Annotated in this window: 26 protein-coding genes; 4 read left to right on the forward strand and 22 right to left on the reverse strand. The window is 71.8% G+C overall.

Going from position 1 to position 26,578, the window contains the following annotated elements; translation table 11 throughout:
- Nucleotides 1–36: 36 nt before the first annotated feature.
- The 5 genes from QM779_RS05500 to miaA all read right to left on the reverse strand — a co-directional run bounded on the left by QM779_RS05500 (nucleotide 37) and on the right by miaA (nucleotide 5,756).
- On the reverse strand, nucleotides 37–441 hold the full coding sequence (locus QM779_RS05500; protein ID WP_428532779.1) for a hypothetical protein: 405 nt from the start codon (nucleotides 439–441) through the stop codon (nucleotides 37–39).
- Nucleotides 442–642: 201 nt separating this feature from the next.
- Nucleotides 643–2,589 (reverse strand): ATP-dependent DNA helicase, encoded by a 1,947-nt coding sequence (locus tag QM779_RS05505; RefSeq protein ID WP_428532782.1) that lies wholly within the window; start codon nucleotides 2,587–2,589, stop codon nucleotides 643–645.
- A complete protein-coding gene (gene hflX, locus QM779_RS05510; RefSeq protein WP_428532785.1) occupies nucleotides 2,582–3,994 on the reverse strand; it encodes a GTPase HflX in 1,413 nt (470 codons plus the stop codon). The genes QM779_RS05505 and hflX overlap by 8 nt, the downstream gene beginning before the upstream one ends.
- 5 nt (nucleotides 3,995–3,999) lie before the next feature.
- Nucleotides 4,000–4,806, reverse strand: a complete 807-nt coding sequence (gene dapF / locus QM779_RS05515) for a diaminopimelate epimerase (RefSeq protein WP_428532788.1) — start codon at nucleotides 4,804–4,806, stop codon at nucleotides 4,000–4,002.
- A gap of 2 nt (nucleotides 4,807–4,808) precedes the next feature.
- Entirely contained in the window at nucleotides 4,809–5,756 is a 948-nt protein-coding gene (gene miaA / locus QM779_RS05520) for a tRNA (adenosine(37)-N6)-dimethylallyltransferase MiaA (RefSeq protein WP_428532791.1), read from the reverse strand.
- A 105-nt stretch (nucleotides 5,757–5,861) separates the two neighbouring features.
- Here miaA and QM779_RS05525 point away from each other — a divergent pair, with 105 nt between their 5' ends.
- Nucleotides 5,862–6,035 (forward strand): antitoxin, encoded by a 174-nt coding sequence (locus QM779_RS05525; protein WP_428532794.1) that lies wholly within the window; start codon nucleotides 5,862–5,864, stop codon nucleotides 6,033–6,035.
- Between the two features lie 709 nt (nucleotides 6,036–6,744).
- Here QM779_RS05525 and miaB read toward each other — a convergent pair.
- The 14 genes from miaB to leuC form a co-directional block, all read right to left on the reverse strand.
- A complete protein-coding gene (gene miaB / locus QM779_RS05530) occupies nucleotides 6,745–8,199 on the reverse strand; it encodes a tRNA (N6-isopentenyl adenosine(37)-C2)-methylthiotransferase MiaB (RefSeq protein WP_428532797.1) in 1,455 nt (484 codons plus the stop codon).
- Between the two features lie 49 nt (nucleotides 8,200–8,248).
- Nucleotides 8,249–9,775, reverse strand: a complete 1,527-nt coding sequence (gene rny, locus QM779_RS05535) for a ribonuclease Y (protein WP_428532800.1) — start codon at nucleotides 9,773–9,775, stop codon at nucleotides 8,249–8,251.
- Nucleotides 9,776–9,984: 209 nt separating this feature from the next.
- Complete coding sequence (locus QM779_RS05540) at nucleotides 9,985–10,464, reverse strand: regulatory protein RecX (protein WP_428532803.1); 480 nt, start codon at nucleotides 10,462–10,464, stop codon at nucleotides 9,985–9,987.
- 50 nt (nucleotides 10,465–10,514) lie between these two features.
- Nucleotides 10,515–11,561, reverse strand: coding sequence for a recombinase RecA (gene recA, locus QM779_RS05545; protein WP_428532806.1), 1,047 nt, complete (start codon nucleotides 11,559–11,561; stop codon nucleotides 10,515–10,517).
- 171 nt (nucleotides 11,562–11,732) lie between these two features.
- Entirely contained in the window at nucleotides 11,733–11,927 is a 195-nt protein-coding gene (locus QM779_RS05550; RefSeq protein ID WP_415154735.1) for a DUF3046 domain-containing protein, read from the reverse strand.
- Between the two features lie 6 nt (nucleotides 11,928–11,933).
- Nucleotides 11,934–12,239 (reverse strand): helix-turn-helix domain-containing protein, encoded by a 306-nt coding sequence (locus QM779_RS05555; RefSeq protein WP_428532809.1) that lies wholly within the window; start codon nucleotides 12,237–12,239, stop codon nucleotides 11,934–11,936.
- Nucleotides 12,240–12,321: 82 nt separating this feature from the next.
- Nucleotides 12,322–12,942, reverse strand: coding sequence for a CDP-diacylglycerol--glycerol-3-phosphate 3-phosphatidyltransferase (pgsA, locus tag QM779_RS05560; protein ID WP_428532812.1), 621 nt, complete (start codon nucleotides 12,940–12,942; stop codon nucleotides 12,322–12,324).
- Nucleotides 12,939–14,327 (reverse strand): 30S ribosomal protein S12 methylthiotransferase RimO, encoded by a 1,389-nt coding sequence (gene rimO / locus QM779_RS05565; RefSeq protein WP_428532814.1) that lies wholly within the window; start codon nucleotides 14,325–14,327, stop codon nucleotides 12,939–12,941. Before rimO ends, pgsA begins: the two co-directional genes overlap by 4 nt.
- A gap of 48 nt (nucleotides 14,328–14,375) precedes the next feature.
- Nucleotides 14,376–16,796 carry a DNA translocase FtsK 4TM domain-containing protein gene (locus QM779_RS05570; protein WP_428532817.1) on the reverse strand — a complete coding sequence of 807 codons (2,421 nt, stop codon included), beginning with the start codon at nucleotides 16,794–16,796 and terminating at the stop codon, nucleotides 14,376–14,378.
- Between the two features lie 172 nt (nucleotides 16,797–16,968).
- On the reverse strand, nucleotides 16,969–17,940 hold the full coding sequence (locus QM779_RS05575; protein ID WP_428532820.1) for a thiamine-phosphate kinase: 972 nt from the start codon (nucleotides 17,938–17,940) through the stop codon (nucleotides 16,969–16,971).
- Nucleotides 17,937–19,052: a D-alanine--D-alanine ligase family protein gene (locus tag QM779_RS05580; RefSeq protein WP_428532823.1), complete on the reverse strand. Its 1,116-nt coding sequence runs from the start codon at nucleotides 19,050–19,052 to the stop codon at nucleotides 17,937–17,939. The genes QM779_RS05575 and QM779_RS05580 overlap by 4 nt, the downstream gene beginning before the upstream one ends.
- A 62-nt stretch (nucleotides 19,053–19,114) precedes the next feature.
- Nucleotides 19,115–19,933 carry a lysophospholipid acyltransferase family protein gene (locus tag QM779_RS05585; RefSeq protein ID WP_428532826.1) on the reverse strand — a complete coding sequence of 273 codons (819 nt, stop codon included), beginning with the start codon at nucleotides 19,931–19,933 and terminating at the stop codon, nucleotides 19,115–19,117.
- A gap of 107 nt (nucleotides 19,934–20,040) precedes the next feature.
- Nucleotides 20,041–20,646, reverse strand: a complete 606-nt coding sequence (gene leuD / locus QM779_RS05590; protein ID WP_428532828.1) for a 3-isopropylmalate dehydratase small subunit — start codon at nucleotides 20,644–20,646, stop codon at nucleotides 20,041–20,043.
- A 10-nt stretch (nucleotides 20,647–20,656) separates the two neighbouring features.
- A complete protein-coding gene (leuC, locus tag QM779_RS05595) occupies nucleotides 20,657–22,054 on the reverse strand; it encodes a 3-isopropylmalate dehydratase large subunit (RefSeq protein WP_428532830.1) in 1,398 nt (465 codons plus the stop codon).
- An 89-nt stretch (nucleotides 22,055–22,143) separates the two neighbouring features.
- On the opposite strand from leuC, the gene QM779_RS05600 reads away from it, so the two are divergent.
- Entirely contained in the window at nucleotides 22,144–22,869 is a 726-nt protein-coding gene (locus tag QM779_RS05600; RefSeq protein WP_415153146.1) for an IclR family transcriptional regulator, read from the forward strand.
- 88 nt (nucleotides 22,870–22,957) lie between these two features.
- Here the strand turns inward: QM779_RS05600 and QM779_RS05605 are convergent, their stop codons facing one another.
- The 3 genes from QM779_RS05605 to QM779_RS05615 are packed head-to-tail and all read right to left on the reverse strand — an operon-like array spanning nucleotide 22,958 to nucleotide 24,729.
- Nucleotides 22,958–23,170, reverse strand: coding sequence for a DUF6458 family protein (locus QM779_RS05605; protein ID WP_428532834.1), 213 nt, complete (start codon nucleotides 23,168–23,170; stop codon nucleotides 22,958–22,960).
- Nucleotides 23,171–23,227: 57 nt separating this feature from the next.
- On the reverse strand, nucleotides 23,228–24,268 hold the full coding sequence (locus QM779_RS05610; RefSeq protein ID WP_428532837.1) for a DUF2332 domain-containing protein: 1,041 nt from the start codon (nucleotides 24,266–24,268) through the stop codon (nucleotides 23,228–23,230).
- The gene (locus tag QM779_RS05615; protein ID WP_428532840.1) at nucleotides 24,265–24,729 is read right to left on the reverse strand and encodes an Lrp/AsnC family transcriptional regulator; all 465 of its coding nucleotides are present in this window, start codon (nucleotides 24,727–24,729) and stop codon (nucleotides 24,265–24,267) included. The genes QM779_RS05610 and QM779_RS05615 overlap by 4 nt, the downstream gene beginning before the upstream one ends.
- 124 nt (nucleotides 24,730–24,853) lie before the next feature.
- Between QM779_RS05615 and hisC the strand changes: the two genes are divergently transcribed.
- Together hisC and QM779_RS05625 are read left to right on the forward strand one after the other, a co-directional pair.
- Nucleotides 24,854–25,930 carry a histidinol-phosphate transaminase gene (gene hisC, locus QM779_RS05620; RefSeq protein ID WP_428532843.1) on the forward strand — a complete coding sequence of 359 codons (1,077 nt, stop codon included), beginning with the start codon at nucleotides 24,854–24,856 and terminating at the stop codon, nucleotides 25,928–25,930.
- On the forward strand, nucleotides 25,927–26,556 hold the full coding sequence (locus QM779_RS05625) for a YitT family protein (RefSeq protein ID WP_428532846.1): 630 nt from the start codon (nucleotides 25,927–25,929) through the stop codon (nucleotides 26,554–26,556). The genes hisC and QM779_RS05625 overlap by 4 nt, the downstream gene beginning before the upstream one ends.
- The last annotated feature ends 22 nt before the right edge of the window (nucleotides 26,557–26,578 follow it).

The raw sequence follows: 26,578 nt of genomic DNA on the forward strand, positions 1-26,578 counted from the left end.
CCACAGGCTCCGCGCCGGTTGGACGTCCGGGTCTCGCTAGCGGAAGTCCGGAGCGGAGGCGCGATCGGAGTGGCGCCGCACCAGTCTCCACACGAGCCAGGTGCCACCGACGACGAGGACCAGGCCGGGGACCAGGAACGGCCACGGGCTCAACAGTTCCGCGCAGGTCATGGTGTCCACCGTTTCGCTGCAGTACGTCCCGGGGCCCCCAAGGTTCGAGAGCCCCACCACCAGCGGAAGAACGCCCAGACCGGGAAGGATGGCGAGCGCCGCGACCGATCGTGAGGCCGGCAGGACGAGACCAAGAACGGCCAGCACCACGGCGAGGGCGAGCGCGTAGACCCCGATCGAGAGGATGCCGACCACCCCGAGTCCGACGAGCACGCCGACCGACGCCCAGAGCACGAGCGCCCAGAGCGGGCGCTGGGATGCGTCGACCATGACCGGACCACCTCTCCAGGTTCAGCGTAGTCCGGGACGGGGCGCGGCTGGCGACGGCACGTTAGGAACCGTCCCCGCCGTGCCGGGGCAACCTGTGCTCACAGTGACACGGCCCTTCGTGACACGGCCCTTCGTGACGCGAACAGGTTGGTTCTTCACCGGCCCGCTCCTTCAGGCGCCGTTCACCCTCGCACGGGTCTCTCAGGGACCGTTCGTGCCCAGCCGGCGCAGCGCACCGATCGCGGTCTCGCGGTCGGTCGTCATCCAGAAGTCGGGCATGGACGCCTTCAGGAACGACCCGTAGCGGGCGGTGACGAGGCGAGGGTCGAGCACGGCGACCACGCCCTTGTCGGTCAGCGTGCGGATCAGCCGTCCCGACCCCTGCGCGAGCAGCAGGCCGGCGTGCGTCGCCGCGACGGCCATGAAGCCGTTGCCTCCGGCGTCCACGACTGCCTGCTGCCTGGCCTGCATCAGCGGGTCGTCCGGACGCGGGAACGGGATCTTGTCGATGATCACCAACCGGCAGGTGTCGCCGGGTACGTCGATGCCCTGCCACAGCGACAGCGTCCCGAACAGCGAGGCTTCCTCGTCCTCGATGAACTCAGCCGTGAGCCGGGCCAGGTGCGCGTCGCCCTGGCACAGCACCAACCGCTCGGGCACGTGCTCACGGCAGTACCGGGCAGCAGCCTCCGCGGCCCGCTGGGACGCGAACAGGCCCAGCGTGTGGCCGTCGGCCGCCCACAGCAACTCCGCGATCTCTGCCAACGCGTCGGCGGCGATCCCCTCGCGCGTCGGCGCGGCGAGGTGCTTCGCCACGTAGAGGATGCCCTGGCTGCGGTACGCGAACGGCGAGCCGACGTCCACCCCCCGCCAGGGCACGCCCTCGTCACCGCCGAGGCCCATCGACGCGGCCACCGAGCGGAAGTCGCCCCCGATCTTCAGCGTCGCGGACGTGAGCACCACCGGGTGGTTCTCGAACACCTGGCCGCGCAGCAGCCCGGCCACCGACAGCGGCGCGCAGTTGACCTGGCGTCCGAAGCGCTCGGACTCCGACGTCCACACCACGTCGTACTCGTCGAGCTTCGCCATCCGTTCGGCGATGTCGAAGACCTCCTGCGCCGCGGCCTGGGCCTGCCGCCGATCGGTCTCATCGTCCTTGCCCCCGGCGAGGCCGCTCACCGCCGCGCGGGCAGCCTGCCTGAGCAGGCGCAGGGACGCCACGATCTCCGCGTCCGGATCGAGCACCCGGCCGATCTCCCCCGCGTCCAGTCCCAGCTGCAGGGAGTCCGCCGCATCGAGGAACGCGACCCCGACGTCGTCGCTGAGCCAGGTCAGGCAGCGCCGCGCGACCCGTTCGACATGAGCGGGGCTGAGCTCGACCGAGGCGGCCCCGGTGACCCGGCTGACCAGCTCGTGCGCCTCGTCGATGACGAGCGCGTCGTAGTCGGGCAGCGCCGTCCCGCCGTGGAGGGCGTCGACGGCGAGGAGCGCATGGTTGGTGACCACCAGCTGGCTGGACCGGGCGCGGTCCCGCGACTTCTCCACGAGGCATTCCTGCCCGTGCGGGCACCGCTGGACGCCCAGGCACTCCCGCACCGGCACCGAGACCTGCGCCCACGCAGGCTGGGTGTGTGGCGGCGCGTCGTCCCGGTCGGCCAGCCGTCCGGCCTCCGCCTCCTCCTCGGCCCACTGGCGCAGCGCGACGACCTCCGCCCCCACGCCCGTGGTCTCCCCGGGCTCGGGGAGCAGCGCCTCCTGCTCGGCGCCGGCGCCCTCCCGGACGCGCAGCAGGCAGGCGTAATTCGTCCGGCCCTTGAGGATCGCGTGGCTGACCCTCGTCCCGGTGACCTGGGCGCAGGCGTCCGCCGCGGCGGGGATGTCCTTGCCCGCCAGCTGTGCCTGCAGCGCGAGGGTCGCCGTGGCGATCACGATCCGCCCCTCCGGGTTCGCGACCAGGTTCGCCAGCGCAGGGGCGAGGTAGCCGAGCGACTTCCCCGTCCCCGTCCCCGCCTGCACCAGCAGGTGCTCGCCGTGGTCGAACGTCCGGGTGACCTCTTCGGCCATCGTCGCCTGGCCAGGACGGGGCTGGCCGCCGATCCCGGACACCGCTGCGGCGAGGATCGCCGCCGAGAGGTCGTCCTCAGGCATGGGTGGCGTAGCGCGCGAGCTCCCCGGCGAGGTCGGCGTTCACCCTGGCGACGACGAGGGTGCCGTGCTCGGTGTGGTCCGAGCTGACGAACTCGCCGTCCCTGTGGATCCGGTTGATCAGGTCGCCGCGGTCGTAGGGCACCAGGGCGCGCACCTCGACCTCCGGACGCGGCAGCCGCTCCTCCACCCGCTCGCGCAGCTCGTCGATCCCCGCACCGGTGCGGGCGGACACGAACACGGCGTCCGGATAGCGGCCCCGCAGCGCCAGGAGCGTGTCGGACTGCGCGGCATCGATCTTGTTGACGACCAACTGCTCGGCCACGCCCGCGGCCCCGATGTCGGCCAGCACGGTGCGCACGGCCGCGACCTGGCCGAACGGGTCGGTGTCCGAGCCGTCGACCACGTGCAGCAGCAGGTCAGCGGACGTCGACTCCTCCAGCGTCGAGCGGAACGCCTCCACGAGGTCGTGCGGGAGGTGCCGGATGAACCCGACCGTGTCGGTGAGCGTGTACACCCTCCCGTCGGACGCGGAGGAGCGCCGGGTGGTCGGGTCGAGCGTGGCGAACAGCGCGTCCTCCACGAGCACACCCGCGCCGGTGAGCCGATTCAGCAGGGAACTCTTGCCGGCGTTGGTGTAGCCGACGATCGCGACGCTCGGTACCTGGTTGCGGGTGCGCTGCGAACGCTTGGTGTCGCGGACGGACTCCAGGTCGCGCAGCCGTCGGCGCAGCACGGCGATGCGGGTCTTGATCCGGCGCCGGTCGGTCTCGATCTTGGTCTCGCCGGGCCCGCGTCCGCCGATGCCGGCCCCCGCGGCCGCGCGTCCACCGGCCTGCCGGGAGAGGTTGCCGCCCCAGCCGCGGAGGCGCTGGCGCAGGTACTGCAGTTGCGCCAGCTCGACCTGGGCCTTGCCCTCGGCGCTCTTGGCGTGGGACGCGAAGATGTCGAGGATCAGGGCGGTCCGGTCGATCACCTTGACGCCGACGCGGTCCTCCAGGTTGCGCAGCTGGGCGGGCTCCAACTCGCCGTCACAGATCACGGTGTCGGCGCCGGTGGCGACCACGACCTGGCGCAGCTCGTCCACCTTGCCGCGACCGATGAAGGTCGCCGGGTCGGGAGTGCTGCGGCGCTGGACCAGACCCTCCAGCACCTGCGAGCCGGCCGTCTCGGCCAGCAGCTTCAGTTCCGCCATCGCGTTGTCCGCGTCCACCTCGCTGCCGGTCGTCCAGACGCTGACCAGCACCACGCGCTCCAGCTGGAGCTCGCGGTACTCGACCTCGCTGATGTCGGCCAGCTGGGTGGACATGCCCGCCACGCGGCGCAGCGAGAGGCGCTCGGCCAGGTCGAGCTGGTCGCCGTCGGGGTTCAGTTCCTCGGGATCGATCTCTGCGGATTCGTACGTCATCGTCCTCAATTCGGAAGGGTGCAGGTGCCGCGGGCGACGACCTCGGCGGGGCCGGTGAGCACCGCCTCCTCGCCGCGGAGGTCGACCTCGAGGGTGCCGCCCGGCACGTCCACGGTGTACTGGTCGGAATCGCCCATCGCCGCGGCGGCAGCGACGACGCCGGTGCCACAGGAGCAGGTCTCCCCCACGCCCCGTTCGTGGACGCGGAGCCGGAGGTGACCGGGCGCCAGGCGGACGACGAATTCCGCGTTCACGCCGTTCGGGAACGCGTCCGCCGGGTGCCATGTCGGGGTATGGGTGAGGTCGAGGTCGGTCAGGGTGCGGACGGAGGAGACGACGGCGACGGCGTGCGGGTTGCCCACGTCGACGCTGCGGGCGCGCCAGCTGTCGGTGCCCAGGCGCAGCACCACGTCCTCGCCGACGTGGACGGCGCCCATCGTCACGGCGATCCGTCCGTCGGGAAGGAAACGACCGGTGCGCAGCCCCGCCCTGGTGGAGACCGCGACCTGAGGGCCGGAAACCAGGCCCTCCTCGGCGAGGTAGCGGACGAAGACCCGCAGCCCGTTGCCGCACATCTCGGCGATCGAGCCGTCGGCGTTGCGGTAGTCCATGAACCAGTGCGCGTCGTCCTGCTCGTGGCCGGGAACGAGTTCGGCGCGCACGACCCGCAGGATCCCGTCCGCCCCGATACCGCCCCGCCGGTCGCACAGGAACTGCACCTGCGCGTCGGTCAGCTCGTACAGGTTGTCGGGGTCGGCGAACAGCACGAAGTCGTTGCGAGTGCCGTGGCCCTTCGCGAACTCGATGTGCATGCTCACTCCTCCGGGTATCCCTGCACGATACCGCGCACCACTGACGCGACCACATCCGCGGCGTCCGGGCCGGCGGCCAGCCAACGGATCCTCGGGTCGCGCCGGAACCAGCCCAGCTGCTTGCGGGAGAAGCGCCGCGTCCCGGTCACCGTGGCCAGCCTGGCCTCGTCCTCGGTGAGCGCGCCGTCGAGGTGCGCGAGCACCTGCCGGTAGCCGAGCGCCCGGGACGCCGTCCTGCCCTCTCGGAGGCCGCGTCCCACCAGTTCCTCGACCTCGGTGACCAGACCGTCGCGCCACATCTGGTCGACACGCTGCTCGATCCGGGCGTCCAGGACGTCGCGAGGGAGCTCGAGCCCGAACTGCCGCACGTCGCCCAGCGCGTACTCCCAGGTGGGCAGGGTCGAGGTGAAACTGCCGGTGAGCTCGATCACCTCCAGGGCGCGGACGGTCCGACGTCCGTTGCCGGGGAGGATCCCGGCGGCCGCCTCGGGGGCGATCGCGGCCAGGCGTGCGTGGAGGGCGGACGCGCCGACGTCGGCGAGCTCCGCCTCCAGCCGCGCGCGCACGTCCGCGTCCGTGGCGGGGAACTCGAAGGCGTCCAGGATCGCGTGGACGTACAGCGCCGACCCGCCGGCCAGGATCGGCACGACGCCGCGGGCGCGGCACTCGGCGATCGCTGCGCGGGCCAGCGCCTGGAACTCGGCCACGTTGGCGGACTCCGTGACCTCCATGATGTCGATGAGGTGGTGCGGCACGCCGCCGCGTTCGGCGGGGGTCGGCTTGGCGGTCCCGATGTCCATGCCCCGGTAGACCAGCATCGAGTCGGCGTTCACCACCTCGGCGGCGATCCCGGACGCGGCCAGGTGCTGCGCGAGCGCCACGGCCACGGCGGTCTTGCCACTGGCCGTGGGGCCGTTCAGCGCCACCACGGGAATCGTCACGTCCGGCATTCTTCCAAAGTTCGCTGGACGGGTTCTTGGCAGGGCATCGTCGCGGGCACACAATGGAGGTCGCAGCCGGGAACGACTCGGCGCCGGGAGCAGAAAGGAGGTCGCATGGACATCGTCGATCAGATCAAGGGTGCCGTGGCCGGCCACGAAGCTGACGTTGCAGGGGGCATCGAGAAGATCGGTGACCTCCTCGACGAGAAGACCGGCGGCCAGTACGCGGCCCAGGTGGACCAGGCCCAGCAGTTCCTGAAGGAGCAGCTGGCGGGCACTGCCCAGTAACCCGATCCACTGATCTGGACGCGGAACGAACTTTCCGCACAACGACGAAACCCGAGGGGTCGACCACCTGGTCGGCCCCTCGGCCTTTGCCAGGACGCCAACGGCCTGGGCCGCGATCTGCCGCTCTCAGCGCCACGCCGCCCGGCTTGCCACCACAAGGTGGACGCAAACGCGCGACTACACCGCAGAAGCGTCCACCTGACCCGGACGCCACGACGAGCCAACCCCGTCATCCCGGCGGAAGCCGGGATCTCGACGACACACCCGCCACCACCCACCCGGAGATCCCGGGTCAAGCCCGGGATGACAGCCAGCCCCCGCCCACCACAGAGAGGACGCTTCTGCGGCGAACTCACGACAAACCGTCCACCTTGAGCGGGAGGACGCCAGCGTCCACCACAACGTGGACGCGCGTGACTACACCGCAGAAGCGTCCACCTTGATCAGGACACCACGACGAGCCACCCCCGTCATCCCGGCGAAAGCCGGGATCTCGACGACACACCCGTCACCACCCACACCCAGATCCCGGGTCAAGCCCGGGATGACAGCCAGCGCCCGCCCACCACAGAGAGGACGCTTCTGCGGCGAACTCACGACAAACCGTCCTCCTTGAGCGGGAGGCGCCGGCGTCCACCACAAAGTGGACGGAAACGCGCGACTGCACCGCAGAAGCGTCCACCTTGTGGTGGACGGCCCGCAGAGCGACCTACGCGCGGACCAGGCGCGGGATGCCGAGGCCCGTGACCGGCTTCGCGGGCTCGGCGGGGGTGGCGGCGCGCGACTGCCAGGCGTCGCCGCCGCGGGTGCGGCGCAGGTCGATCAGGCCGTCGTCGGCGTTCAGGTGGTGCGGGGCGGCGTAGGTGATGTCCACCTCGGCGATGTCGCCCGGACGCGGCCGCAGCGCGGGGTCCTCGGGGACGCCGACGTGCACGAGCCGGTTGTCCCTCGCCCGGCCCGACATGCGGTGGGTGGCGGCGTCCTTGCGTCCCTCGCCGTCGGCGAACAGCACCTCGACCCGCTGGCCGACGAGCGCGCGGTTCTCCTCCCAGGCCACCTCGCCGACGAGGTCGACCAGCCGCTCGTACCGCTCCTGCACGACCGCGCGCGGCACCTGGTCCGGCATCGTCGCCGCCGGCGTGCCCGGACGGATCGAGTACTGGAACGTGAAGGCCGCAGAGAACCGGGACGCACGAACGACGTCCATAGTGGCCTCGAAGTCGGCGTCCGTCTCGCCGGGGAACCCGACGATGATGTCGGTCGTGATCGCGGCGTGCGGGATCGCCGTCCGCACCCGGTCGAGGATGCCGAGGAACTTCTCGCTGCGGTACGAGCGCCGCATCGCCTTCAGGATGCGGTCGGACCCCGACTGCAGCGGCATGTGCAGGCTCGGCATCACGTTCGGCGTCTCGGCCATGGCCGCGATCACGTCGTCGGTGAACGACGCAGGGTGCGGGGACGTGAACCGGACGCGCTCCAGTCCCTCGATCCCGCCGCACGCGCGCAGCAGCTTCGCGAACGCCCCTCGGTCGCCGAACTCGACGCCGTAGCTGTTCACGTTCTGGCCGAGCAGCGTGATCTCCTGGACGCCCGCCGCGACCAGGGCCTCGATCTCGGCGAGCACGTCGCCGGGTCGCCGGTCGTTCTCCTTGCCGCGCAGCGCGGGCACGATGCAGAACGTGCAGGTGTTGTTGCAGCCCACGCTGATCGAGACCCACGCCGCGTACGCCGAGTCGCGCCGGGTCGGCAGCGTGGACGGGAACCGCTCCAGCGACTCGAGGATCTCGACCTGGGCCTCCTCGTTGACCCGCGCCCGCTCCAGCAGGACGGGCAGCGAGCCCAGGTTGTTCGTGCCGAACACGACGTCCACCCATGGTGCGCGGTCAACGACCGCCTGCCGGTCCTTCTGCGCCATGCAACCGCCGACGGCGATCTGCATGCCGGGCCGGGACTGCTTGACCGGGGCGAGGTGGCCGAGGTTCCCGTAGAGCCGGTTGTCGGCGTTCTCGCGGACCGCACAGGTGTTGAACACCACCACGTCGGCCTGCGCGCCGTCCGGCGCGGCCGCGTACCCGGCGTCCAGCAGGACGCCCGCGATCCGCTCGGAGTCGTGGACGTTCATCTGGCACCCGTAGGTGACCACTTCGAAAGTGCGTGCTGACAAGGCCCTGTTCCCACCTCGGCTGGCGTCGTGAAGCCGCAACTCTACCGGCTCACTTGGCCAGCGCCACGGCCCGCGACTCCCGCACGACCGTCACCTTGATGCTGCCGGGGTAGGTCAGCTCCTCCTCGACCCGCTTCGCGATGTCCCTGGCGATCACCTGCGACTGCGCGTCGTTGACGAGCTCGGGGGCGACCATCACCCGGATCTCGCGGCCGGCCTGCATCGCGAACACCTTGTCGACGCCCTCGTGCTCCTTGGCGATGTCCTCCAGCCGCTGGAGGCGCTTCACGTAGATCTCCAGGCTCTCCCTGCGGGCGCCAGGCCGGCTGCCGCTGATCGCGTCCGCCGCCTGGGTGAGGACGGCCTCTACCGTGCGCGGCTCGACCTCGTTGTGGTGGGCCTCGATGGCGTGGACGATGTCGGGGTGCTCGCCGTGCCGACGGGCGAGGTCGGCGCCGACCTTCGCGTGCGACCCCTCCGCCTCGTGGGTGAGCGCCTTGCCGATGTCGTGCAGGAACGCAGCGCGCTTGCAGGTCTCGACGTCCAGCCCCAACTCCGCGGCGAGCAGGGCGGCGATGTGGCCGCACTCGACGAGGTGGCGCAGGACGTTCTGCCCGTAGGACGTGCGGTACTGCAGCGAGCCGAGGACCGGCAGCAGGCCGGGGGCGAGGTCGGTGATCCCCATCTCGATCAGCGCGTCCTCCGCCGCCCGGATGCACAGCTCGTCGACGCTGCGCCTGCTGCGCTCGTGCACCTCCTCGATCCGCGCGGGATGGATGCGTCCGTCGGCCACGAGCTCGGTGAGGGTCAACCGCGCGGTCTCCCTGCGCACGGGGTCGAAGCAGGACAGCAGGACGCTCTCGGGCGTGTCGTCGATCAGGACGTTCACGCCGGTGATCTGCTCGAACGCCCGGATGTTGCGGCCCTCCCTGCCGATGATCCGGCCCTTCATCTCGTCGCTGGGCAGCGGGACGGTGGCGACCACCGACTCGGTGGTCTGCTCGGCAGCGAGCCGCTGGATGCTGGTGACGACGATCCGACGCGCCGTGGCGTCGGCGGTGCGCCGCGCCTCCGACTCGATCTCCCTGGTCAACTGGGCCGCGTGCAGCCGGGACTCCTTCTCGACCTGGGTCATGAGTTCCGCCCTGGCGGCGTCGGCGGACAGTCCCGCGACCGCGGCGAGGGCGTCGGCCCGTTCGGCCTCCGCCTCGTCGAGCTGGGCCTCGCGGCGGTCCAGCCCCGCGGCGATGTCGTCGAGGTGCGACTCCCGGTTGTGGACCTCTTCCAGGTACCGGTTCAGCCGGTCCTCCCGCTCGGCGAGGAGCTCCTCGCGGCGGTCGACCGCCTGCCGCCGGGCCTTCAACTCCTCGTCGTGAGCGGTCGACACCTGGGCCACGGGCGCGGGGGCGGACGCGGGGCGCCGAGAAGGACCGCCGCCGCGTCGGGGGTCCGAACGCCTCGCCGGACGTCCCGGCTGGGTAGCCCCACGAAGGACCACGCTGAGCAGCACCACGAGGGCGATCAGGACGATCGCGAGGACCACCACGAGCACCGTGAGAAGAGCTGTCGTTTCCATCGCGTCCTCCTCGAGCGTGAGCGGAGGCGCCGCTGGATCCGTCCTCAAGCGTCGACGACCGTGCAACGTGCACAGTCGTGCCGATGGCAGACCCGACCCGACAAGGCCGGGCCGGTGTTATCGCGGGGTTTCAGTCCCCAGTCATGGTCAATCAGTCGCTCAGGAGTGGGTTCGCGGGCGCACCCATGGGCAGGCTAGGACGGCCCGGGTCATTCCGCAAGCTCGGGGACGTCGTCGAGGTCGGCGAGTTCGGCGAGCACCTCACGACTCACCTGCGCCACGACGGACGCGGAGAAGCCGCGCCGCGCCAGCGCACCGGCCAGCCGCCGGTACTGGACCTGGGGATCGAGCCCCCGCAGCGACGTCGCCTTGCGCTCGGCGAAGCCCCGCGCGACCACGTAGTCGTTGTCGCCGTCGAGCTCCGCGACCACGGCCTCGACGACGTCGCGCTCGACGCCCTTGGTCGCCAGTTCGGCCAGCAGGGCACGACGGCTCTTGTGCCGCCGCTCCCCCGCCGCCAGCCAGTCACGGGCGAACACCGCGTCGTCGACCAGGCCCACGTCGGTGAGCCGGTCGAGCACCTCCTGCGTCGCCGCCGCCGGCACGTTCTTGCGGGCCAGGGCCCGCTCCAGCTCCACCCGCGTCCGAGCCCGCACGGTCAGCTGCCGCAGGGCGATCTCACGTGCCACCGCGACCGGGTCGGCGTCGTCCGACCCGGTCAGAGCCGGCTCGTCGGTGGTCAGAACTCGACCTCGCCGGTGACCGGGTCGATGCCGTCGGGGACGTCGTTGGCCGCGCCCACTCCGAGCTGGGTGAGGATCCGGCGCTCGATCTCGTCGGCGACCTCGGGGTTGGCCTTGAGGAAGTTGCGCGCGTTCTCCTTGCCCTGGCCGAGCTGGTCGGCCTCGTAGGTGAACCACGCACCCGCCTTGCGGATGATGCCGCAGTCGACACCGAGGTCGATCAGGCTGCCCTCGCGGCTGATGCCCTGGCCGTAGAGGATGTCGAACTCCGCCTGCTTGAACGGCGGGGCGACCTTGTTCTTCACGACCTTCACCCGGGTGCGGTTGCCGACCATGTCCGAGCCGTCCTTGAGCGTCTCGATACGGCGCACGTCGAGCCGCACCGACGCGTAGAACTTCAGCGCGCGACCGCCGGTGGTGGTCTCGGGCGAGCCGAACATGACGCCGATCTTCTCGCGCAGCTGGTTGATGAAGATCGCGGTCGTGTTCGCACCCGACAGCGCGCCGGTCATCTTCCGCAGCGCCTGGCTCATCAGGCGGGCCTGGAGGCCGACGTGGCTGTCACCCATCTCGCCCTCGATCTCGGCCCGCGGCGTCAGCGCGGCCACCGAGTCGATCACGATCAGCGCCAGCGCGCCGGAGCGGACCAGTGTGTCGGCGATCTCGAGCGCCTGCTCGCCGTTGTCGGGCTGGCTCACCAGCAGGGCGTCGGTGTCGACGCCCAGCTTCGCCGCGTAGTCGGGATCGAGCGCGTGCTCGGCGTCGATGAAGGCGCAGATGCCGCCCGCGGCCTGCGCGTTCGCGATCGCGTGCAGCGCGACCGTGGTCTTGCCGCTCGACTCCGGGCCGTAGATCTCGACGACCCTGCCCCGGGGCAGGCCACCGATGCCGAGCGCGACGTCGAGCGCGATCGACCCGGTCGGGATCACCTCCATCGGCTGGCGGGTCTCCTCGCCCAGCCGCATCACCGAACCCTTGCCGTGCTGCTTCTCGATTTGGGCGAGCGCCGCTGCGAGCGCCTTCTCCCTGTCCGCTACCGCCATCTGTCGCGTCCTCTCCCTCGGGCTTTCCGAACCGTCGCCATCACCCTAGGCACCGCCACTGACAACCGGTCAGGTGCAGGGGTTGGTGTGGAAAGCTCCACGTCCGCCGGGCAACTGTCCACAGGCTAGCCGAACAGATGTTCGATATGTACCCGACACGCCAGCGCGTGTTCAGCGATCCCGCGCAGGCAGTTCGAGGGCCTCCCACGCCGCCAGCCAGACGTCCTTGCAGGGGACGCCGCCCGCGAGCGCCTCGCTCACCGTGCGGTGGCCGAGCCGCTCCAGGACGACCGTGTCCGACCACATCAGGGAGTACGCGTCACCGAGGTGGCCGGCCAGCCGCGAGCGCAGCTCCGCCTCCCGCATCGGGGGTCAGGCCGCGGCGACGTGCGGGCTGCGCACGGGCAGGGCGGTGACGCCGGCATGCCCGTCCAGCTTGTCCGAGACCTGCCGCAGCACCTGCGACAGCGGGACGTCCAGCGCCGTGCAGATCGCGTTCAGGAGCTCCGAGGACGCTTCCTTCTGGCCGCGCTCCACCTCGGAGAGGTAGCCGAGGCTGACCCGTGCCCTCCCGGACACCTCGCGGAGGGTCAGGCTCGAGGACGTGCGCAGCTCACGCAGCGACTCGCCGAGCACCTCACGCATCAGCAGCGGACGCTCGCGCACTTCCTGGATCATGGGTCGACTCTACCTGTCCTGCCGGGCACCCACCCGGCGGTGGTACAACGCCACGCGGGCGCGTACTTGTTCCCCAGCCGCGTCAGGAACGGCGTCCGGCGCCTCCGGCCTTCGCCTCCGCGCGCAGCCGCAGCGCATCCCGCACGTACATCACGCCGGTGACGAGGGTGAGCACGAGGGCTGCGCCCATCACCAGCCAGCCCAGCCAGAACCAGAACGGGAGCAGTTCCCTGGTCGCCGGCATCGGGTACGGCAGGAACATCAGCAGCGCGATCGACTGGAGGACGGTCTTCAGCTTGCCGCCGGCGGCCGCCGCCATCACCTCGTACTTCAGCATGGCCGCCCGCATCCAGGTGATGCCCCACTCGCGGGCGAGGATGACGATCGTGATCCACCACGGCAACTCGCCGAGGATGCTCAGTGAGATGAACGCCGCGCCGGTCAGAGCCTTGTCGGCGATCGGGTCCCAGATCTTGCCGAAGTCGCTGACCAGGTCGTAGCGGCGGGCGAGCTTGCCGTCGAACAGGTCGGTGAGGATCGCGACGCCGAACGCGACGGTAGCAGCGAGGCGCCAACTGAAGTCCGCCGGGTGCGCGAACAGCACCACCAGGAAGACCGGCACCAGGACCAGCCTCAACACGGTCAGCGCGTTCGGGAGCCACGCCGGCACGCCCACTGTGGCGTGCTGCGCAGGTTGCGTCATTGCCCCTCCACCTTCACGACGAGATCCACCCCATCCGTCGCCGTGACCCTACCCCAGACCAAGGCTCCCGTGACCAGATCGTTATCTACTCCTTCGAGAGTAGTACCGCCGTCCGACTCCGGCCCCTGGTGCACCGATCTTCCCGACGCGTGTCCCTGACCGACCGCCTCCACCAGCACCTGCACCCGTTCCCCGATCCGGTCGGCGGCACGCTGCGCCGACACCTCGTCGACGAGCGTCGCCAGCCGGTCGACCCGCTCGTCGATGACCTCGGGGTGCACCTTTGCCGGCAGCGTGGCCCCCTCGGTGCCCTCCTCGTCGGAGTACCCGAAGACGCCGACCGCGTCGAGCCGGGCCTCGGAGAGGAAGGAGGCCAGGACGTCCACGTCCGCGTCGGTCTCGCCGGGGAAGCCGGTGATCACGTTGCTGCGGACGCCGGCGGCGGGGCGGACGGCGCGGATGCGTCCGAGCAGGTCGAGGAAGGAGTCGGCGTCGCCGAACCTCCGCATCCGCCGGAGCACCGGCCCGGAGGCGTGCTGGAACGGCAGGTCGAAGTACGGCACGACGCGGGGCAGACCGAGCATGGCCTCCAGCAGCGTGGGACGCACCTCGGCGGGCTGGAGGTAGGACACGCGGATCCAGTCCAGGCCCTCGACGGCGTCGAGGCCGACCAGGAGCCGTTCGAGGTTGGTGCCGGTGTCCTTGCCGTACGCGCTGGAGTTCTCGCTGACCAGGACGACCTCGCGGACGCCCTGGCCGACCAGCCAGCGGGCCTCGGCGAGGATTTCGTCCACCGGCCGGGAGAGGTAGGAGCCGCGGAAGGTGGGGATCGCGCAGAACGCGCAGCGGCGGTCGCAGCCGGACGCGATCTTCAGCGGTGCGGACGCGCCACGCGCCAGCCGGTAGCGCGGGATCCAGCCGTGGCCGGGGATGGTGACCTCGGCCGCCCGCGCCGGCCGGGCCACGGGCGCGACCGGCAGCAGGGTGCGGCGATCACGCGGCACGTGGGCCTCGGCGTGTCCGCCGGCCAGGATCCACTCCAGCTTCTCCGCGATCCGCGGGTAGGAGTCGAAGCCGAGCACCGCGTCCGCCTCGGGCAGTGAGTCGGCGAGTTCACGTCCGTACCGCTCGGCCAGGCAGCCGACGGCGACCACGGCCTTCGTCGTACCGTTGCCCTTGCGGTCGGACGCGTCCAGCAGGGTGTCGATCGAGTCCTTCTTCGCCGCGTCGATGAAACCGCAGGTGTTCACCACGATCGCCGCGGCCTCGTCCGGGTCGTCGACGAGGGTGAAACCGCCCGCCGCGAGGCGTCCGGCCAGTTCCTCGGAGTCGACCTCGTTGCGCGCGCAGCCCAGGCTGACCAGGTGCACGGGCGTCGGACTCACCTTCGCCACGCTACCCCACGAGCGGTCCGCGACCGAGCCCGCGCGGTCTCAGCCCGCACGCAGGGCGTCCAGCACCTCGTCGAGGTCGTCGGGCTTGACCAGCACCTCGCGCGGCTTGGAGCCCTCGCTCGGGCCGACCACTCCCCTGGTCTCCAGGATGTCCATCAGGCGACCGGCCTTGGCGAACCCGACGCGCAGCTTGCGCTGCAGCATCGACGTCGAACCCAGCTGCAGGTTCACGACCAGTTGCGCGGCCTCCAGGACGAGGTCGAGGTCGTCGCCGATGTCCTCGGCGACCGCCTTGGCGGAATCAGCCGGGGCAGCCACGTCCTCGCGGTACTGCGGGCCGAGCTGGTCGGAGACCTGCTTCACCACCGAACGGATCTCCGCCTCGGTCACCCAGGCGCCCTGCACGCGCAGCGGCTTGGACTGGCCCATCGGAAGGAACAGCCCGTCACCCTGGCCGACCAGCTTTTCCGCGCCCGGGGTGTCGAGGATGACGCGGGAGTCGGTCATCGACGACGTCGCGAACGCGAGCCGGGACGGCACGTTGGCCTTGATCAGGCCGGTGACCACGTCGGTGGACGGACGCTGGGTGGCCAGCACCAGGTGGATGCCGGCGGCGCGCGCGAGCTGGGTGATCCGGACGATCGAGTCCTCCACGTCACGGGGGGCGACCATCATCAGGTCGGCCAGCTCGTCCACGATCACCAGCAGGTACGGGTAGGGCGCGAGCACGCGCTCCGAGCCCGGCGGCAGCTTCACCTGGTCGGCCCGGACGGCCTTGTTGAAGTCGTCGACGTGCCGGAAGCCGAAGGCGGCCAGGTCGTCGTATCTCGCGTCCATCTCGCGCACCACCCACTGCAGGGCCTCGGCGGCCTTCTTGGGGTTGGTGATGATCGGCGTGACCAGGTGCGGGATGCCCTCGTAGTGGGTGAGCTCGACCCGCTTGGGGTCGACCAGCATCATGCGGACCTCGTCAGGCGTGGACCGCATCAGGATCGAGGTGATCATCGAGTTCACGAAGCTCGACTTGCCCGAGCCGGTGGCGCCGGCCACGAGCAGGTGCGGCATCTTGGCGAGATTGGCCACCACGTAGCCGCCCTCCACGTCCTTGCCGAGACCCACGGTCATCGGGTGGTGGTCGTTGCGGGCGCGCGCCGAGCGCAGCACGTCGCCCAGCGAGACGATCTCCTTGTCGGCGTTGGGGATCTCGATGCCGATCGCGGACTTGCCCGGGATCGGGGACAGGATCCGGACGTCCGCGGACGCGACCGCGTAGGCGATGTTCTTGCCGAGCGCGGTGACCTTCTCGACCTTCACCGCGTTGCCGAGCTCGACCTCGTAGCGCGTCACGGTCGGGCCGCGGGTGTAGCCGGTCACGGTCGCGTCGATCTCGAACTGGCGCAGCACCTCGGTGAGACTCTGCACGACGGCGTCGCTGGCCTGGCTGCGCGCCTTCGGCACGGTGCCCGCCTTCAGCAGGGACGGGTCCGGCAGCGCGTAGACGATGTCGCCCGAGATCGGCGGCTGCTCTGCGCGCAGGGGGCCCGCCGAGATCACCGGCGCCTCCAGCGGCGGCGGCACGGGCTTGGCCGCCTTGGGCGCGGGCGTCGCGGTGAGCGCGACGGTCAGTTCCTCCGCCGGGTCGAGCTCGGGCTCCGGTTCGTCGACCAGCGGGGTGTCGTAGGCGCGGTGCTGGGTCCCGTACTCGATCTCCGGCTTCTCGGGGCGGCGCAGCCGCTCCCGCAGCGCGGTGGCCCTGGTGCGGAGCTCCGCCATCGGGATCCCGGCGATCACGAGGACGCCGAACACCGTGAGCGCCACGAGGATCGGGACGGCCAGCCACACGGTGAGCAGGTCGACGGTCAGCGAGGACGAGATGAAGCCGAGGAAGCCGCCCGCCTCGCGCACCAGCGCGGGTTGCGAGCCGCGCGGCAGGCCCCGGTTGATGTGGATCAGGCCGAGGATGCCGAACAGTGCGACCGCCCACCCGACGGCCTGGCGCCCGGCCGACCCGTGGCGCTCGGGGTGCCGCAGGGTGCGCCAGGCCATGCCGAAGCAGAGGACGGGGACGACGTAGGAGAACGAGCCGAACAGCGTCGTGACGGCCAGCTGGACACCGTTGCCGGTCGCCCCGGGAAGGCCGATCCAGAACTCGCCGGCGACCAGGAGGCCGACCAGGAGCAGCAGCAGGCCGCCGCCGTCGTGGCGGCGTTCGGGCTCGAGGTCGCGGACCGACGGCGGGATCACGCGGGCCGCCGAGCCGACCACGGTCGCCAGTCCGCGCCAGATCGCGGCCACGCCGCGTCCCAGCCCGGAGAGGAACCGGCTCAGGCCGGACTGCTCCGGCTGCTTGCGCGCGGAGGTGCGGGATGCGGGTTTCTTGCTTCCGGTGCTTCGGGAGGCGCTTGTGCGCGGGGACGCGCTGCTGCGGCTCCGCGAAGGGGAAGACGCGCGGGTCGCCATGAACCGAAGGCTAGGCCATCGATCCCCCGATGCCGAGTCCCCACGCCGATCCCCGGCCACGAAAGGAGCGTCCGATGCGGCACGTTCGGAACCGTCCCCATCGTGCCGGGATCGCGGGGACGGTTCCTTCGGACCCGGCACGAAAGAACCGTCCCCCCGTGCCGCGGCGGGGTCAGGGGGCGAAGTGCTGCCAGCCGGCGGACGCGCCGGTCCATTCGGCGCCGTCGACCAGCACCTGCGGGTCGCCGGCGAGGACGCGGCCGATCACCGTCCAGCCCGACGGGACGCGATCGGCGTCGAACGCCCCGACCAGGGCGTGGTCGTCGCCGCCGGTGAGCTGGAACGCCAGCGGGTCTCCCCCGCCGATCGCCGCGGCAACCGCCTTCTGCGGCTCGGCGATCTCCAGCGCGGAGGTGGTCACGTCCAGCGTCACCCCGGACGCCCGCGCGACGTGGCCCAGGTCGGCCAGCAGGCCGTCGGAGACGTCGGTCAGGGCGGACGCGCCGGCCTCGGCCGCAACGCGTCCCTCTCCGTACGGCGGCTCGGGGACCCGGTGCGCGACCACCACGGCCCGCGGCGAGCGGAACCCGCGTCCCAGCACGGCGACGCCCGCCGCCGCCCAGCCGAGGCGTCCGGCCATCGCGAGCACCTGCCCTGGCCTGGCCCCCGCCCGCGTGACCGGCGGCAGCCCGCCCAGGTCGGCCAGCACGGTCGCCGTCACCACGACCTGCGCCGCCGACGTCGTGTCCCCGCCGACGAGCTGTACGCCCGCTTTCTCGCACTCCGCGCGGACGCCGTCCGCGAACCCGGTCACCCACTCCACCGGGGTGGACGCGGGCGCGGCCAGGCTCACCACGAGCCCGATCGGGACCGCACCCATCGCCTCGGCGTCGGAAACGCACGCGGCGACGGCCTTGCGCCCGACGTCCTCCGCACTCGACCAGTCGCGCCGGAAGTGCACGTCCTCGACCATCGTGTCGGTGGACACGGCCAGGTCGCCGGCCAGCCGCAGCACCGCGGAGTCGTCGCCGACCCCCAGCACCACCGGCCCGGACGTCCCGAGCCCCGAGGTGATCGCGTCGATCAGCGCGAACTCGCCGACCTCGCCGACCGTCCGCGGGTCGGGGGCGCCGGGAGGCGTCACCGCAGGCCCATCGGGCGCTCCAGCGCGAGGTCGACCAGCGTGGAGATCAGCGCGGTGTACTCCAGCCCGCTGGCCGCCCACATGATCGGGAACATCGAGTGCCGGGTGAAGCCGGGCATCGTGTTGAGCTCGTTGACGAACGGCTCCCCGTCCGCGCTGACGAAAAGGTCGACCCGGGCCAGGCCCTCCACGTCCATCGCGGCGAAGGTGCGCGCGGCCAGCGCGCGGCACGCGTCCCGCAGGTCGGGCGCCAGGTCGGCCGGCACCTGCAGGGTGACCTGCTCCTCGGGCAGGTACTTGGCGTCGAAGTCGTAGAAGGCGTCCGGGTCGTGCATGACGATCTCGCCGGGCAGCGACGTCCGGGGCGGGCCGGCGAGGTCCTGCAGCACGGCGACCTCGATCTCGCGCGCGCCCACGAAGCCCTGCTCGACGACCACCTTCGGGTCGAACCGCTGCGCCTCGGCGATCCCGTCCTCCAGCCCGGCCGGGTCGTCGACCTTCACGATGCCGATGCTGGAGCCGCCGCGGGCGGGCTTGACGAAGACCGGGTAGGCCAGCGCGGCCACCCGGTCGAGGCTGGCCTGCCGCTCGTCGCGCCACTGCGCGGGCGTGATCGCGACCCACGGCCCGACGGGGAGCCCCGCCGCGGCCATCGCGCGCTTCATCAGGTCCTTGTCCATGCCGATCGCGCTGGACGCGACGCCGGCGCCGACGTAACGGACGCCGAGCATCTCGAACAGGCCCTGGATCGTGCCGTCCTCGCCCCACGGGCCGTGCAGCAGGGCGAACGCCACGTCCACGTCGACCACGTCGGCGAGCCGGTCGCCGGCCCTGGTCGCGATCTGCGTCCCCTCGGCGCCACGCAGCACGACCGCCTCGGGCCGATCGGACGCGACCCGCGGCAGCGTCCCCTCGACGACCTCGTAGGACGCGAGCTCCGCGTGCGGGATCCGCACCCAGCGACCGTCGTCGGTGATGCCGATGCCGATGACCTCGAACCGCTCGTGGTCGATCGCGCGGGCGACGCCGCCGGCGGTGAGGCAGCTGATCTCGTGCTCGGAGCTCACCCCGCCGAAGATGAGGGCCAGACGTACCTTGGGGCGATTGGTCACCCGGTCACCCTATCGAGGCTCCGGCGTCCGGCCCGCCGCGGACACGAAAGGGGACGGTGGACCTACGCCTCATCCGGACGGGTTCGCGGGACGCGGTGGCCCACCCGGATGTCGTAGACGTCGGCGGGTGCCTGCTCGCCGCGGATCTCCTCGACGAGGGCCGTGATCCCGGCCATGATCCGCGCGCCCGCCTCGGCGACGGCCTCCGCGTCGTCCCTGCCGACGAGGTCGGAGAGGTCCACCGGTGCGCCGGTGCGGAACACCATCGTCCGGCGCGGACGGAACCGCGGCCAGACCGGCTTCTTGCCCGGCATCACGAAGTTCGCGCCCCACTGCCCGATCGGGACGACCGGGTAGCCGGTGCTCAGGGCGAGCCGGGCGGTGCCGGGACGCGGCGTCATCGGCCACGTCCCCGGGTCGGCCGTGATCGTGCCCTCGGGGTAGATCACGACCAGTTCGCCGGCCTCCAGCGCCTCCCTGGCGTGGACGAGAGCGTCCTTGGCCCGGTCCGTGCCCCGTTCGACGGGGATCTGGCCCGTGGCACGAGCCAGCCAGCCGATCACCGGCAGCTTCCACAGGTCCGACTTGCCGAGCGCGCGCGGCCAGCGTCCGTGCCAGACCACGTAGTGGCACAACGCGGGCGGGTCGAAGTTGGAGATGTGGTTGCTCACCGCGATCACCCCGCCGGTGCGCGGGAGGTTCGCCGCGTCGTCCCAGTCCTGGCCGGTCAGGCGGCGCAGCAGCCACCCCCCGAACCGGGCCATCCGGCGGTAGGCCGGCTGGACGGGGGTCGGGTTGGCGACGCGCAGCGGCGTGCGGGGCGTGACCGGATCAGTGCGCGGCGTGATCGGGTCAGGCGGGACGGAGAGATCCCGGGTCAAGCCCGGGATGACAGGGCGCTCGCGCGGCGGACCCGGGATGGCAGGAGGGCGCTCGCCCGGCGGACCCGGGATGGCAGGAGAGCCCTCGCCCGGCGGACCGTCGGTCGTCACCCCGCGGTCTTGACGGGTTGCGTGCGCGGTAGCCAGGCCGGACGGCGCGCCTCGAACGCGGCGATCTCGTCCTCGTGCTGCAGGGTGAGGCCGATGTCGTCCAGGCCCTCCAGCAGGCGGTGCCGCGTGTAGTCGTCGATGGTGAACGCGAAGACGTTGTCCGCGGCCTCGATCGTGCGGTGGTGCAGGTCGACGGTGAACTCGATGCCGGGCTCGCTCTCCGCGATCTCCCAGAGCTTCTCCACGACGTCCGGCTCGACCGTTGCGATCACGAGGCCTGCCTTGCCGGAGTTGCCGCGGAAGATGTCGCCGAACCGGGAACCGATCACGACCTTGAACCCGTAGTTCTGCAGGGCCCAGACCGCGTGCTCGCGGGAGGAGCCGGTGCCGAAGTCGGGGCCGGCCACGAGGATCGAGCCCGCGGTGTACGCCTCGTCGTTCAGGATGAACTCCGGGTCGCCGCGCCAGGCGGCGAACAGGCCGTCCTCGAAGCCGGTGCGGGTGACGCGCTTGAGGTAGACGGCCGGGATGATCTGGTCGGTGTCGACGTTGCTGCGGCGCAGCGGGACGGCGATGCCGGTGTGGGTGCTGAACTTGTCCATGACTGCTTCCTTACAGGTCGGCCGGGGAGCTCAGGGTGCCGCGGATCGCGGTGGCCGCGGCCACCGGCGGCGACACCAGGTGGGTGCGTCCGCCCTTGCCCTGGCGGCCCTCGAAGTTGCGGTTCGACGTGGACGCGCTGCGCTCCCCCGGCGCCAACTGGTCGGGGTTCATGCCCAGGCACATCGAGCAGCCGGCCGCGCGCCACTCGGCGCCGAAGTCGAGGAACACCTGGTCGAGGCCCTCGTCCTCCGCCTGCAGCCGGACCCGCGCAGAGCCCGGCACGACGAGCATGCGGACGCCATCGGCGATCCTGCGTCCCTTCAGGACCGACGCGGCCAGCCGCAGGTCCTCGATCCGGCCGTTCGTGCACGAGCCGAGGAAGACGGTGTCGACCTTGATGTCGCGCATCGGGGTGCCGGCGCGCAGGTCCATGTAGGTCAGGGCCCGCTCGGCCGCGGCACGGTCGACCGGGTCGGTGAACTCCTCCGGCGCGGGCACGGCCGCGCCCAGCGGGACGCCCTGGCCCGGGTTGGTGCCCCAGGTGACGAAGGGCGTCAGCCGGGTGGCGTCGATGTCGACCTCGCGGTCGAAGACGGCGTCGTCATCGGAGTAGAGGGTGCGCCAGTGCGCGACGGCCGCGTCCCAGTCCTCGCCCTCGGGCGCGTGCGGGCGGCCCTTGAGGTAGGCGAACGTGGTCTCGTCGGGCGCCATCATGCCCGCCTTGGCACCCCACTCGATGCTCATGTTGCAGATGGTCATCCGGCCCTCCATGGAGAGGTCGCGGATGGTCGAGCCGCGGTACTCCACGACGTAGCCCTGCCCGCCGCCGGTGCCCACCTTGGCGATCAGCGTCAGGACGATGTCCTTCGCCGTCACGCCGTCGGGCAGCTCGCCCTCGACGTTCACCGCCATCGTCTTGGGACGCGCCTGCTGCAGCGTCTGCGTGGCCAGCACGTGCTCGACCTCGGAGGTGCCGATGCCGAAGGCCAGCGCCCCGAACGCACCGTGGGTGGAGGTGTGCGAGTCACCACACACCACGGTCAGGCCGGGCTGGGTCAGTCCCAGCTGCGGGCCGATGATGTGCACGACGCCCTGGTCCTTGTCACCGAGGGAGTGCCGGCGGACGCCGAACTCGTCGGTGTTGCGGCGCAGCGTGTCGACCTGGAGCTTGCTGACCGGGTCGGCGATCGGCGCGAGGATGTTCAGGGTCGGGGTGTTGTGGTCCTCGGTGGCCATGGTGAGGTCGGTCCGGCGGACGCCACGGCCCGCGAGCCGAAGGCCGTCGAACGCCTGGGGGCTCGTCACCTCGTGGACGAGGTGCAGGTCGATGTACAGCAGGTCCGGCTCGCCGGCCGCCGTGCGGACGACGTGGTTCTCCCATACCTTGTCACTCAGGGTTTTGCCCATCGGACCTCCATCAGTGCAGCTTGTGGGCTCTTCCAACCCGACGAGCCTATCAGCTTGCATATCAGGATGCGAGACGGCAGTCTTAGCTTATGGACAACTCAAGCGGCGTCGGCGTTCTCGACAAAGCAGCCCTCGTGCTCACGGCCCTCGAGCAGGGCCCGACCACCCTCGCGGGCCTCGTCACCGCCACCGGACTCGCCCGTCCGACGGCGCACCGCCTGGCCGTCGCCCTCGAGCACCACCGCCTGGTCAGCCGCGACCTGCAGGGGCGCTTCGTGCTCGGCCCGCGCCTCACGGAGCTGGCCTCCGCGGCCGGCGAGGACCGGCTGCTGGCCACCGCCGGCCCCGTCCTCACCCGCCTGCGCGACATCACCGGCGAGTCCGCCCAGCTGTTCCGCCGTCAGGGCGACATGCGCGTGTGCGCCGCCGCGGCCGAGCGTCCGTCCGGCCTGCGCGACACCATCCCGGTGGGTACGCAGCTGACCATGGGCGCCGGTTCGGCCGCCCAGGTCCTGCTCGCCTGGGAGGACCCGGAGCGGATCCAGCGCGGGCTGCAGAACTCGTCCTTCTCCGCCGTCGCGCTGGCCACCGTCCGCCGCCGCGGCTGGGCGCAGTCGGTCGCAGAGCGCGAGCCGGGCGTGGCCTCGGTGTCCGCCCCGGTGCGTTCGCCCAGCGGCAAGGTCATCGCCGCGGTGAGCGTCTCGGGCCCCATCGAACGGCTCTCCCGGCAGCCCGGACGCCTGCACGCGCCGGCCGTGATCGCCGCGGCCGAGCGCCTCAGCGAGGTGCTGCGCCGCAACGGCGGCGAGGCCTGAGCCTCCGCCCCCGGGTCAGCCAGAACCCCGGCCGGGTCCACCGGCCGGGGTTCTGCCGTCCCCGAAGGACGTGGGTGGGAGACCGAACTCAGACGGTGTCGTCGCGATGCTCCACCACGTTGGTGCGACGGGTGGCCTGGGCGTTCGTGACCAGGCCGAGGATCACGGCGAGGACTCCCGCGCCGAGGCAGATGTAGCCGATCATCGCGAGGTTCACCCCGGCGATCGAGTCCTTCACCGCGAACGCGAGGACGGCACCGATCACCAGCAGGGCGATCCCGGAACCTGTGGTCGTGGACATGCACTCTCCTTCACTGGACGTCCCCGCGGAGGTACCCGTCCGGCCGGAGGGACAAACTCAGTCCAGCCAGTGCAGCCAGTAACCGTGCGGGTGGCAGCGGGCCAGCGTCCGGTCGCTGCGCACGCCGTCGGACCACGTGCTGACGCCGAGCACGGTGAGGTCGTCGCCCTCCCGTGTGGCGTCCACCGGGAGCGCCGGCACGAGCTCCGGCGACTCTGCCCAGACCCAGGCGAGGTCGCGCGTCCCGCCGAGCCGGTCGAGCTCCTCGACGAAGGCGTGCTGGCGGACCGGATCGAGGTAGCTCAGCGCCCAGCTCGTCGTGACCACCGGCTCGCCCGGGCCGAGGGACGCCACGGCGTCCGCCAGGTCGTCGACCGCGTCGCCCTGACGCACCGGCACCGGGTCGGCCAGGAACAGCTCGACCGCCCGCTCCAGCCGGTGGAAACGGTCCGCCTGGTCGGGCCAGACGCACGCCTCCAGCCAGCGCGTGTCGTCGGGATCGGTGAGGTCGAGCGGTCGGCGGTCGAGCCCGAGCCGGGACGTGACCTCCGGCAGCCGGTCGGCGAGCGGGCGTCCGGGTGGAAGTACGGAGCACTCCAGCAGGAGCGCCGAGTCCCCGAGCACCCGGTTGCCGTCGTCGTAGGCGAACCGGTCCAGCATCAGGCTGAGCCCGGCGCTGGCGCCGACGTCCAGGTGCGCTTTCGGGCCGGCGGGGAGGCGGTCGAAGCCCGCGACGAGCAGGGCCGAGCGTCCGGTCTCGTTGGTCTGCGGGAGCCGGGTGGCGACCAGCGCCCGGATCTCCGCGGAGTGCTCGTTGCAGTACTCCAGGAACGCAGGGACGGGATCGCCGGTGGCGGGGGTGTCGCCGGCGAGGTTCGGGTAGAAGCGTGCCAGCGGCGCGTCCCGGTCGGCCAGCAGGAGGTAGTGGACGGCCGCGAACAGGTTCACGGGCACCCGGGCCGTGCCGGGCGCGTCCGCGTAGAGGTCCTCCAGTCCCGGCCAGACCGCCAGGCCCGCGCCCAGCCGCGCGTACAGAGGCGCCCGTGGGCTCGCCGTCCGGGCGAACGCGGCGAAGTGCGGGGCGACCCGAGCGGTCACCGTGCCGCGGTCTCGAGCAGCGCCCGCAGGCGGGTCGGCAGGACCTCGGCGAGGGAGATCGCCGTGCTGCTGCGCGTCACGCCGGGAATCGTCAGCATGGCCGTCGTGACCCGGTAGAGGTGCGCGGTGTCGCGGGCGACGACCTTGACGAGAAGGTCGGCGTCCCCGGTCGTGGAGTGAATCTCGATCACCTCCGGCAACGCGGCCAGCCCTTCGGTCGCCAGGTCGCCACTGGACTGGCTGATCTCCAGCGAGATGAACGCCACCAGCGGGTAGCCGAGGGCGGCGGGGTCGACGCGCTGGCCGAAATCGCGCAGCGCGGACGCGGACAGCCGCTTCAGCCGGGCCTGCACCGTGTTCCTGGCCACCCCCAGCGTGCGGGCGATCGCGAGGACGGAGGCGTCCGGGTCGTCGTCGAGGGCGAGCAGGATCCGGGCGTCCAGGGGGTCGATGGTGCTCACGCTGAGCATCATGCTCCATCAACGCGCGGATGTGGAAGCATCCTGCGCAGCAGCGGAACCCCCGGTTGCGCAGAGACAAGCACGTTGGCCACCATTTCGGTGACCCCAGCGAAAGGTGATGCCCGTGGACTCCGCTCCGCTCCCCCAGCTCCGCCCCGCCGTCGCCGGCCTGCCCCCGTACGTGGCCGGCCGCAAGGCGAAGGGCGACGACGTCGCGGCGCTGGCGTCCAACGAGAGCCACTACCCGCCGCTGCCGAAGGTGCTGGACGCGATCGCCGCCGCCGCAGGCAATGTCAACCGCTACCCGGACATGGCCTCGGTCGCGCTGCGCGAGCGGCTGGCCGAGGTGAACGGCGTCGGGATCGAAGAGGTGGCGGTCGGCCCGGGCAGCGTGGGCGTACTCTCCGAGCTGATCGCCGCCGTCTGCGATGCGGGCGACGACGTGTTGTTCGCGTGGCGGTCGTTCGAGGCCTACCCGATCCTGTGCCAGATCGCCGGGGCGAACGGCGTCCGCGTCCCGCTCACCCCCGACGAGCGCCACGACCTCCCCGCGATGCTGGCGGCGATCACCACCCGCACGAAGGTGGTGCTGCTGTGCTCGCCGAACAACCCGACCGGGACGGGGCTGAGCCTGGTCGAACTGTCGGCGTTCCTCGAGTCGGTGCCCACCGGCGTGCTGGTCGTGCTGGACGAGGCGTACCGCGAGTTCGCGGCCAGCGAGCTGGACACGATCGCGCTGTTCCACCGCTACCCGAACCTGTGCCTGCTGCGGACCTTCTCCAAGGCCTACGGGTTGGCCGGGCTGCGGGTGGGCTACGCGATCGCGCACCCGGAGATCGCCGAGGGCCTGCGCCGCACGCAGATCCCCTTCTCGGTCAGCAACGTGGCCGAGGCCGCGGCGCTCGCCGCCCTCGACTCCGCCGACCTCGTCGCCGAGCGGTCCGCGACGGTGACCGCGGAGCGCCCGCGCGTCGAGGCCGCGGTCCGCGAACTGGGGTGGACGGTGCCGCAGGGCGAGGCGAACTTCCTCTGGCTGCGCTGTGCGGACGCCGAGCGCGAGCGGCTGGTCGCCGCGTTCGACGACGCCGGCGTGATGGTCCGCGGCTACGCGGGCGACGGGATCCGGATCACCCTGGCCGACCCGGCCAGCAACGACCGCGTGCTGGCCGTCCTCGCCGCATTCCCCAGGGACGCCGCGTGACCGCCAGGCCGGTGGACGCCCCCGCGGCCGTCGGCGTCCGGCACAGCCTCGTCGAGGACGTGTTCGGCCTGGTCAGCGGCACGTTCGTGGCCTCGCTGGGCATCTACCTGCTGAAGTCCGCACACGCGGTCACCGGCGGCACCGCGGGCCTGTCGCTGCTGCTCAGCTACGCGACCGGCTGGTCGTTCGGCGTCCTCTACTTCCTCACCAACCTGCCGTTCTTCGTCCTGGCCGTGCGGGCCAAGGGCTGGGATTTCTCGGTGCGCACGCTGGTGTCGATCGCGCTCGTGTCCGGGTTCGCGTACCTGCACCCGCTGATGCTGCCCGAGACACTGCTCAACCCCGTCTACGCCACCCTCGTCGGCAACCTGCTGGCCGGCGTCGGCATGCTGATGGTGTTCCGGCACCGGTCCAGCCTGGGCGGGTTGAACACGCTCGCGCTGATCGTCCAGGACAAGGTCGGCTGGCGTGCCGGGTACGTCCAGCTCGCGATGGACGCGGTGATCATCCTGGCCGCGCTGAGCGTCGTGCCGCTCGGCAACGTCGCCCTCTCCGCCGCCGGCGCCGTGGTGCTCAACGTGGTCCTCGCCTTCAACCATCGTCCGGGGCGCTACCTCGGTTACTGAGTGACCCGCCTGCGGATTCGCA

This window comes from Propionicimonas sp. (assembly GCF_049840635.1).
Classification (GTDB): Bacteria; Actinomycetota; Actinomycetes; order Propionibacteriales; family Propionibacteriaceae; genus Propionicimonas.

What these genes read in the sequence shown, in the direction of transcription:
- QM779_RS05555 (WP_428532809.1), bottom strand. Translation starts at nt 12,239, where the DNA reads ATGATCCAGGAAGTGCGCGAGCGTCCGCTGCTGATGCGTGAGGTGCTC.
- QM779_RS05505 (WP_428532782.1), bottom strand. Translation starts at nt 2,589, where the DNA reads ATGCCTGAGGACGACCTCTCGGCGGCGATCCTCGCCGCAGCGGTGTCC.
- QM779_RS05600 (WP_415153146.1), top strand. Translation starts at nt 22,144, where the DNA reads ATGGACAACTCAAGCGGCGTCGGCGTTCTCGACAAAGCAGCCCTCGTG.
- QM779_RS05525 (WP_428532794.1), top strand. Translation starts at nt 5,862, where the DNA reads ATGGACATCGTCGATCAGATCAAGGGTGCCGTGGCCGGCCACGAAGCT.
- QM779_RS05500 (WP_428532779.1), bottom strand. Translation starts at nt 441, where the DNA reads ATGGTCGACGCATCCCAGCGCCCGCTCTGGGCGCTCGTGCTCTGGGCG.
- pgsA (WP_428532812.1), bottom strand. Translation starts at nt 12,942, where the DNA reads ATGACGCAACCTGCGCAGCACGCCACAGTGGGCGTGCCGGCGTGGCTC.
- rny (WP_428532800.1), bottom strand. Translation starts at nt 9,775, where the DNA reads ATGGAAACGACAGCTCTTCTCACGGTGCTCGTGGTGGTCCTCGCGATC.
- QM779_RS05570 (WP_428532817.1), bottom strand. Translation starts at nt 16,796, where the DNA reads ATGGCGACCCGCGCGTCTTCCCCTTCGCGGAGCCGCAGCAGCGCGTCC.
- miaA (WP_428532791.1), bottom strand. Translation starts at nt 5,756, where the DNA reads ATGCCGGACGTGACGATTCCCGTGGTGGCGCTGAACGGCCCCACGGCC.
- QM779_RS05550 (WP_415154735.1), bottom strand. Translation starts at nt 11,927, where the DNA reads ATGCGGGAGGCGGAGCTGCGCTCGCGGCTGGCCGGCCACCTCGGTGAC.
- QM779_RS05605 (WP_428532834.1), bottom strand. Translation starts at nt 23,170, where the DNA reads ATGTCCACGACCACAGGTTCCGGGATCGCCCTGCTGGTGATCGGTGCC.
- dapF (WP_428532788.1), bottom strand. Translation starts at nt 4,806, where the DNA reads ATGCACATCGAGTTCGCGAAGGGCCACGGCACTCGCAACGACTTCGTG.
- hflX (WP_428532785.1), bottom strand. Translation starts at nt 3,994, where the DNA reads ATGACGTACGAATCCGCAGAGATCGATCCCGAGGAACTGAACCCCGAC.
- leuD (WP_428532828.1), bottom strand. Translation starts at nt 20,646, where the DNA reads ATGGACAAGTTCAGCACCCACACCGGCATCGCCGTCCCGCTGCGCCGC.
- leuC (WP_428532830.1), bottom strand. Translation starts at nt 22,054, where the DNA reads ATGGGCAAAACCCTGAGTGACAAGGTATGGGAGAACCACGTCGTCCGC.
- recA (WP_428532806.1), bottom strand. Translation starts at nt 11,561, where the DNA reads ATGGCGGTAGCGGACAGGGAGAAGGCGCTCGCAGCGGCGCTCGCCCAA.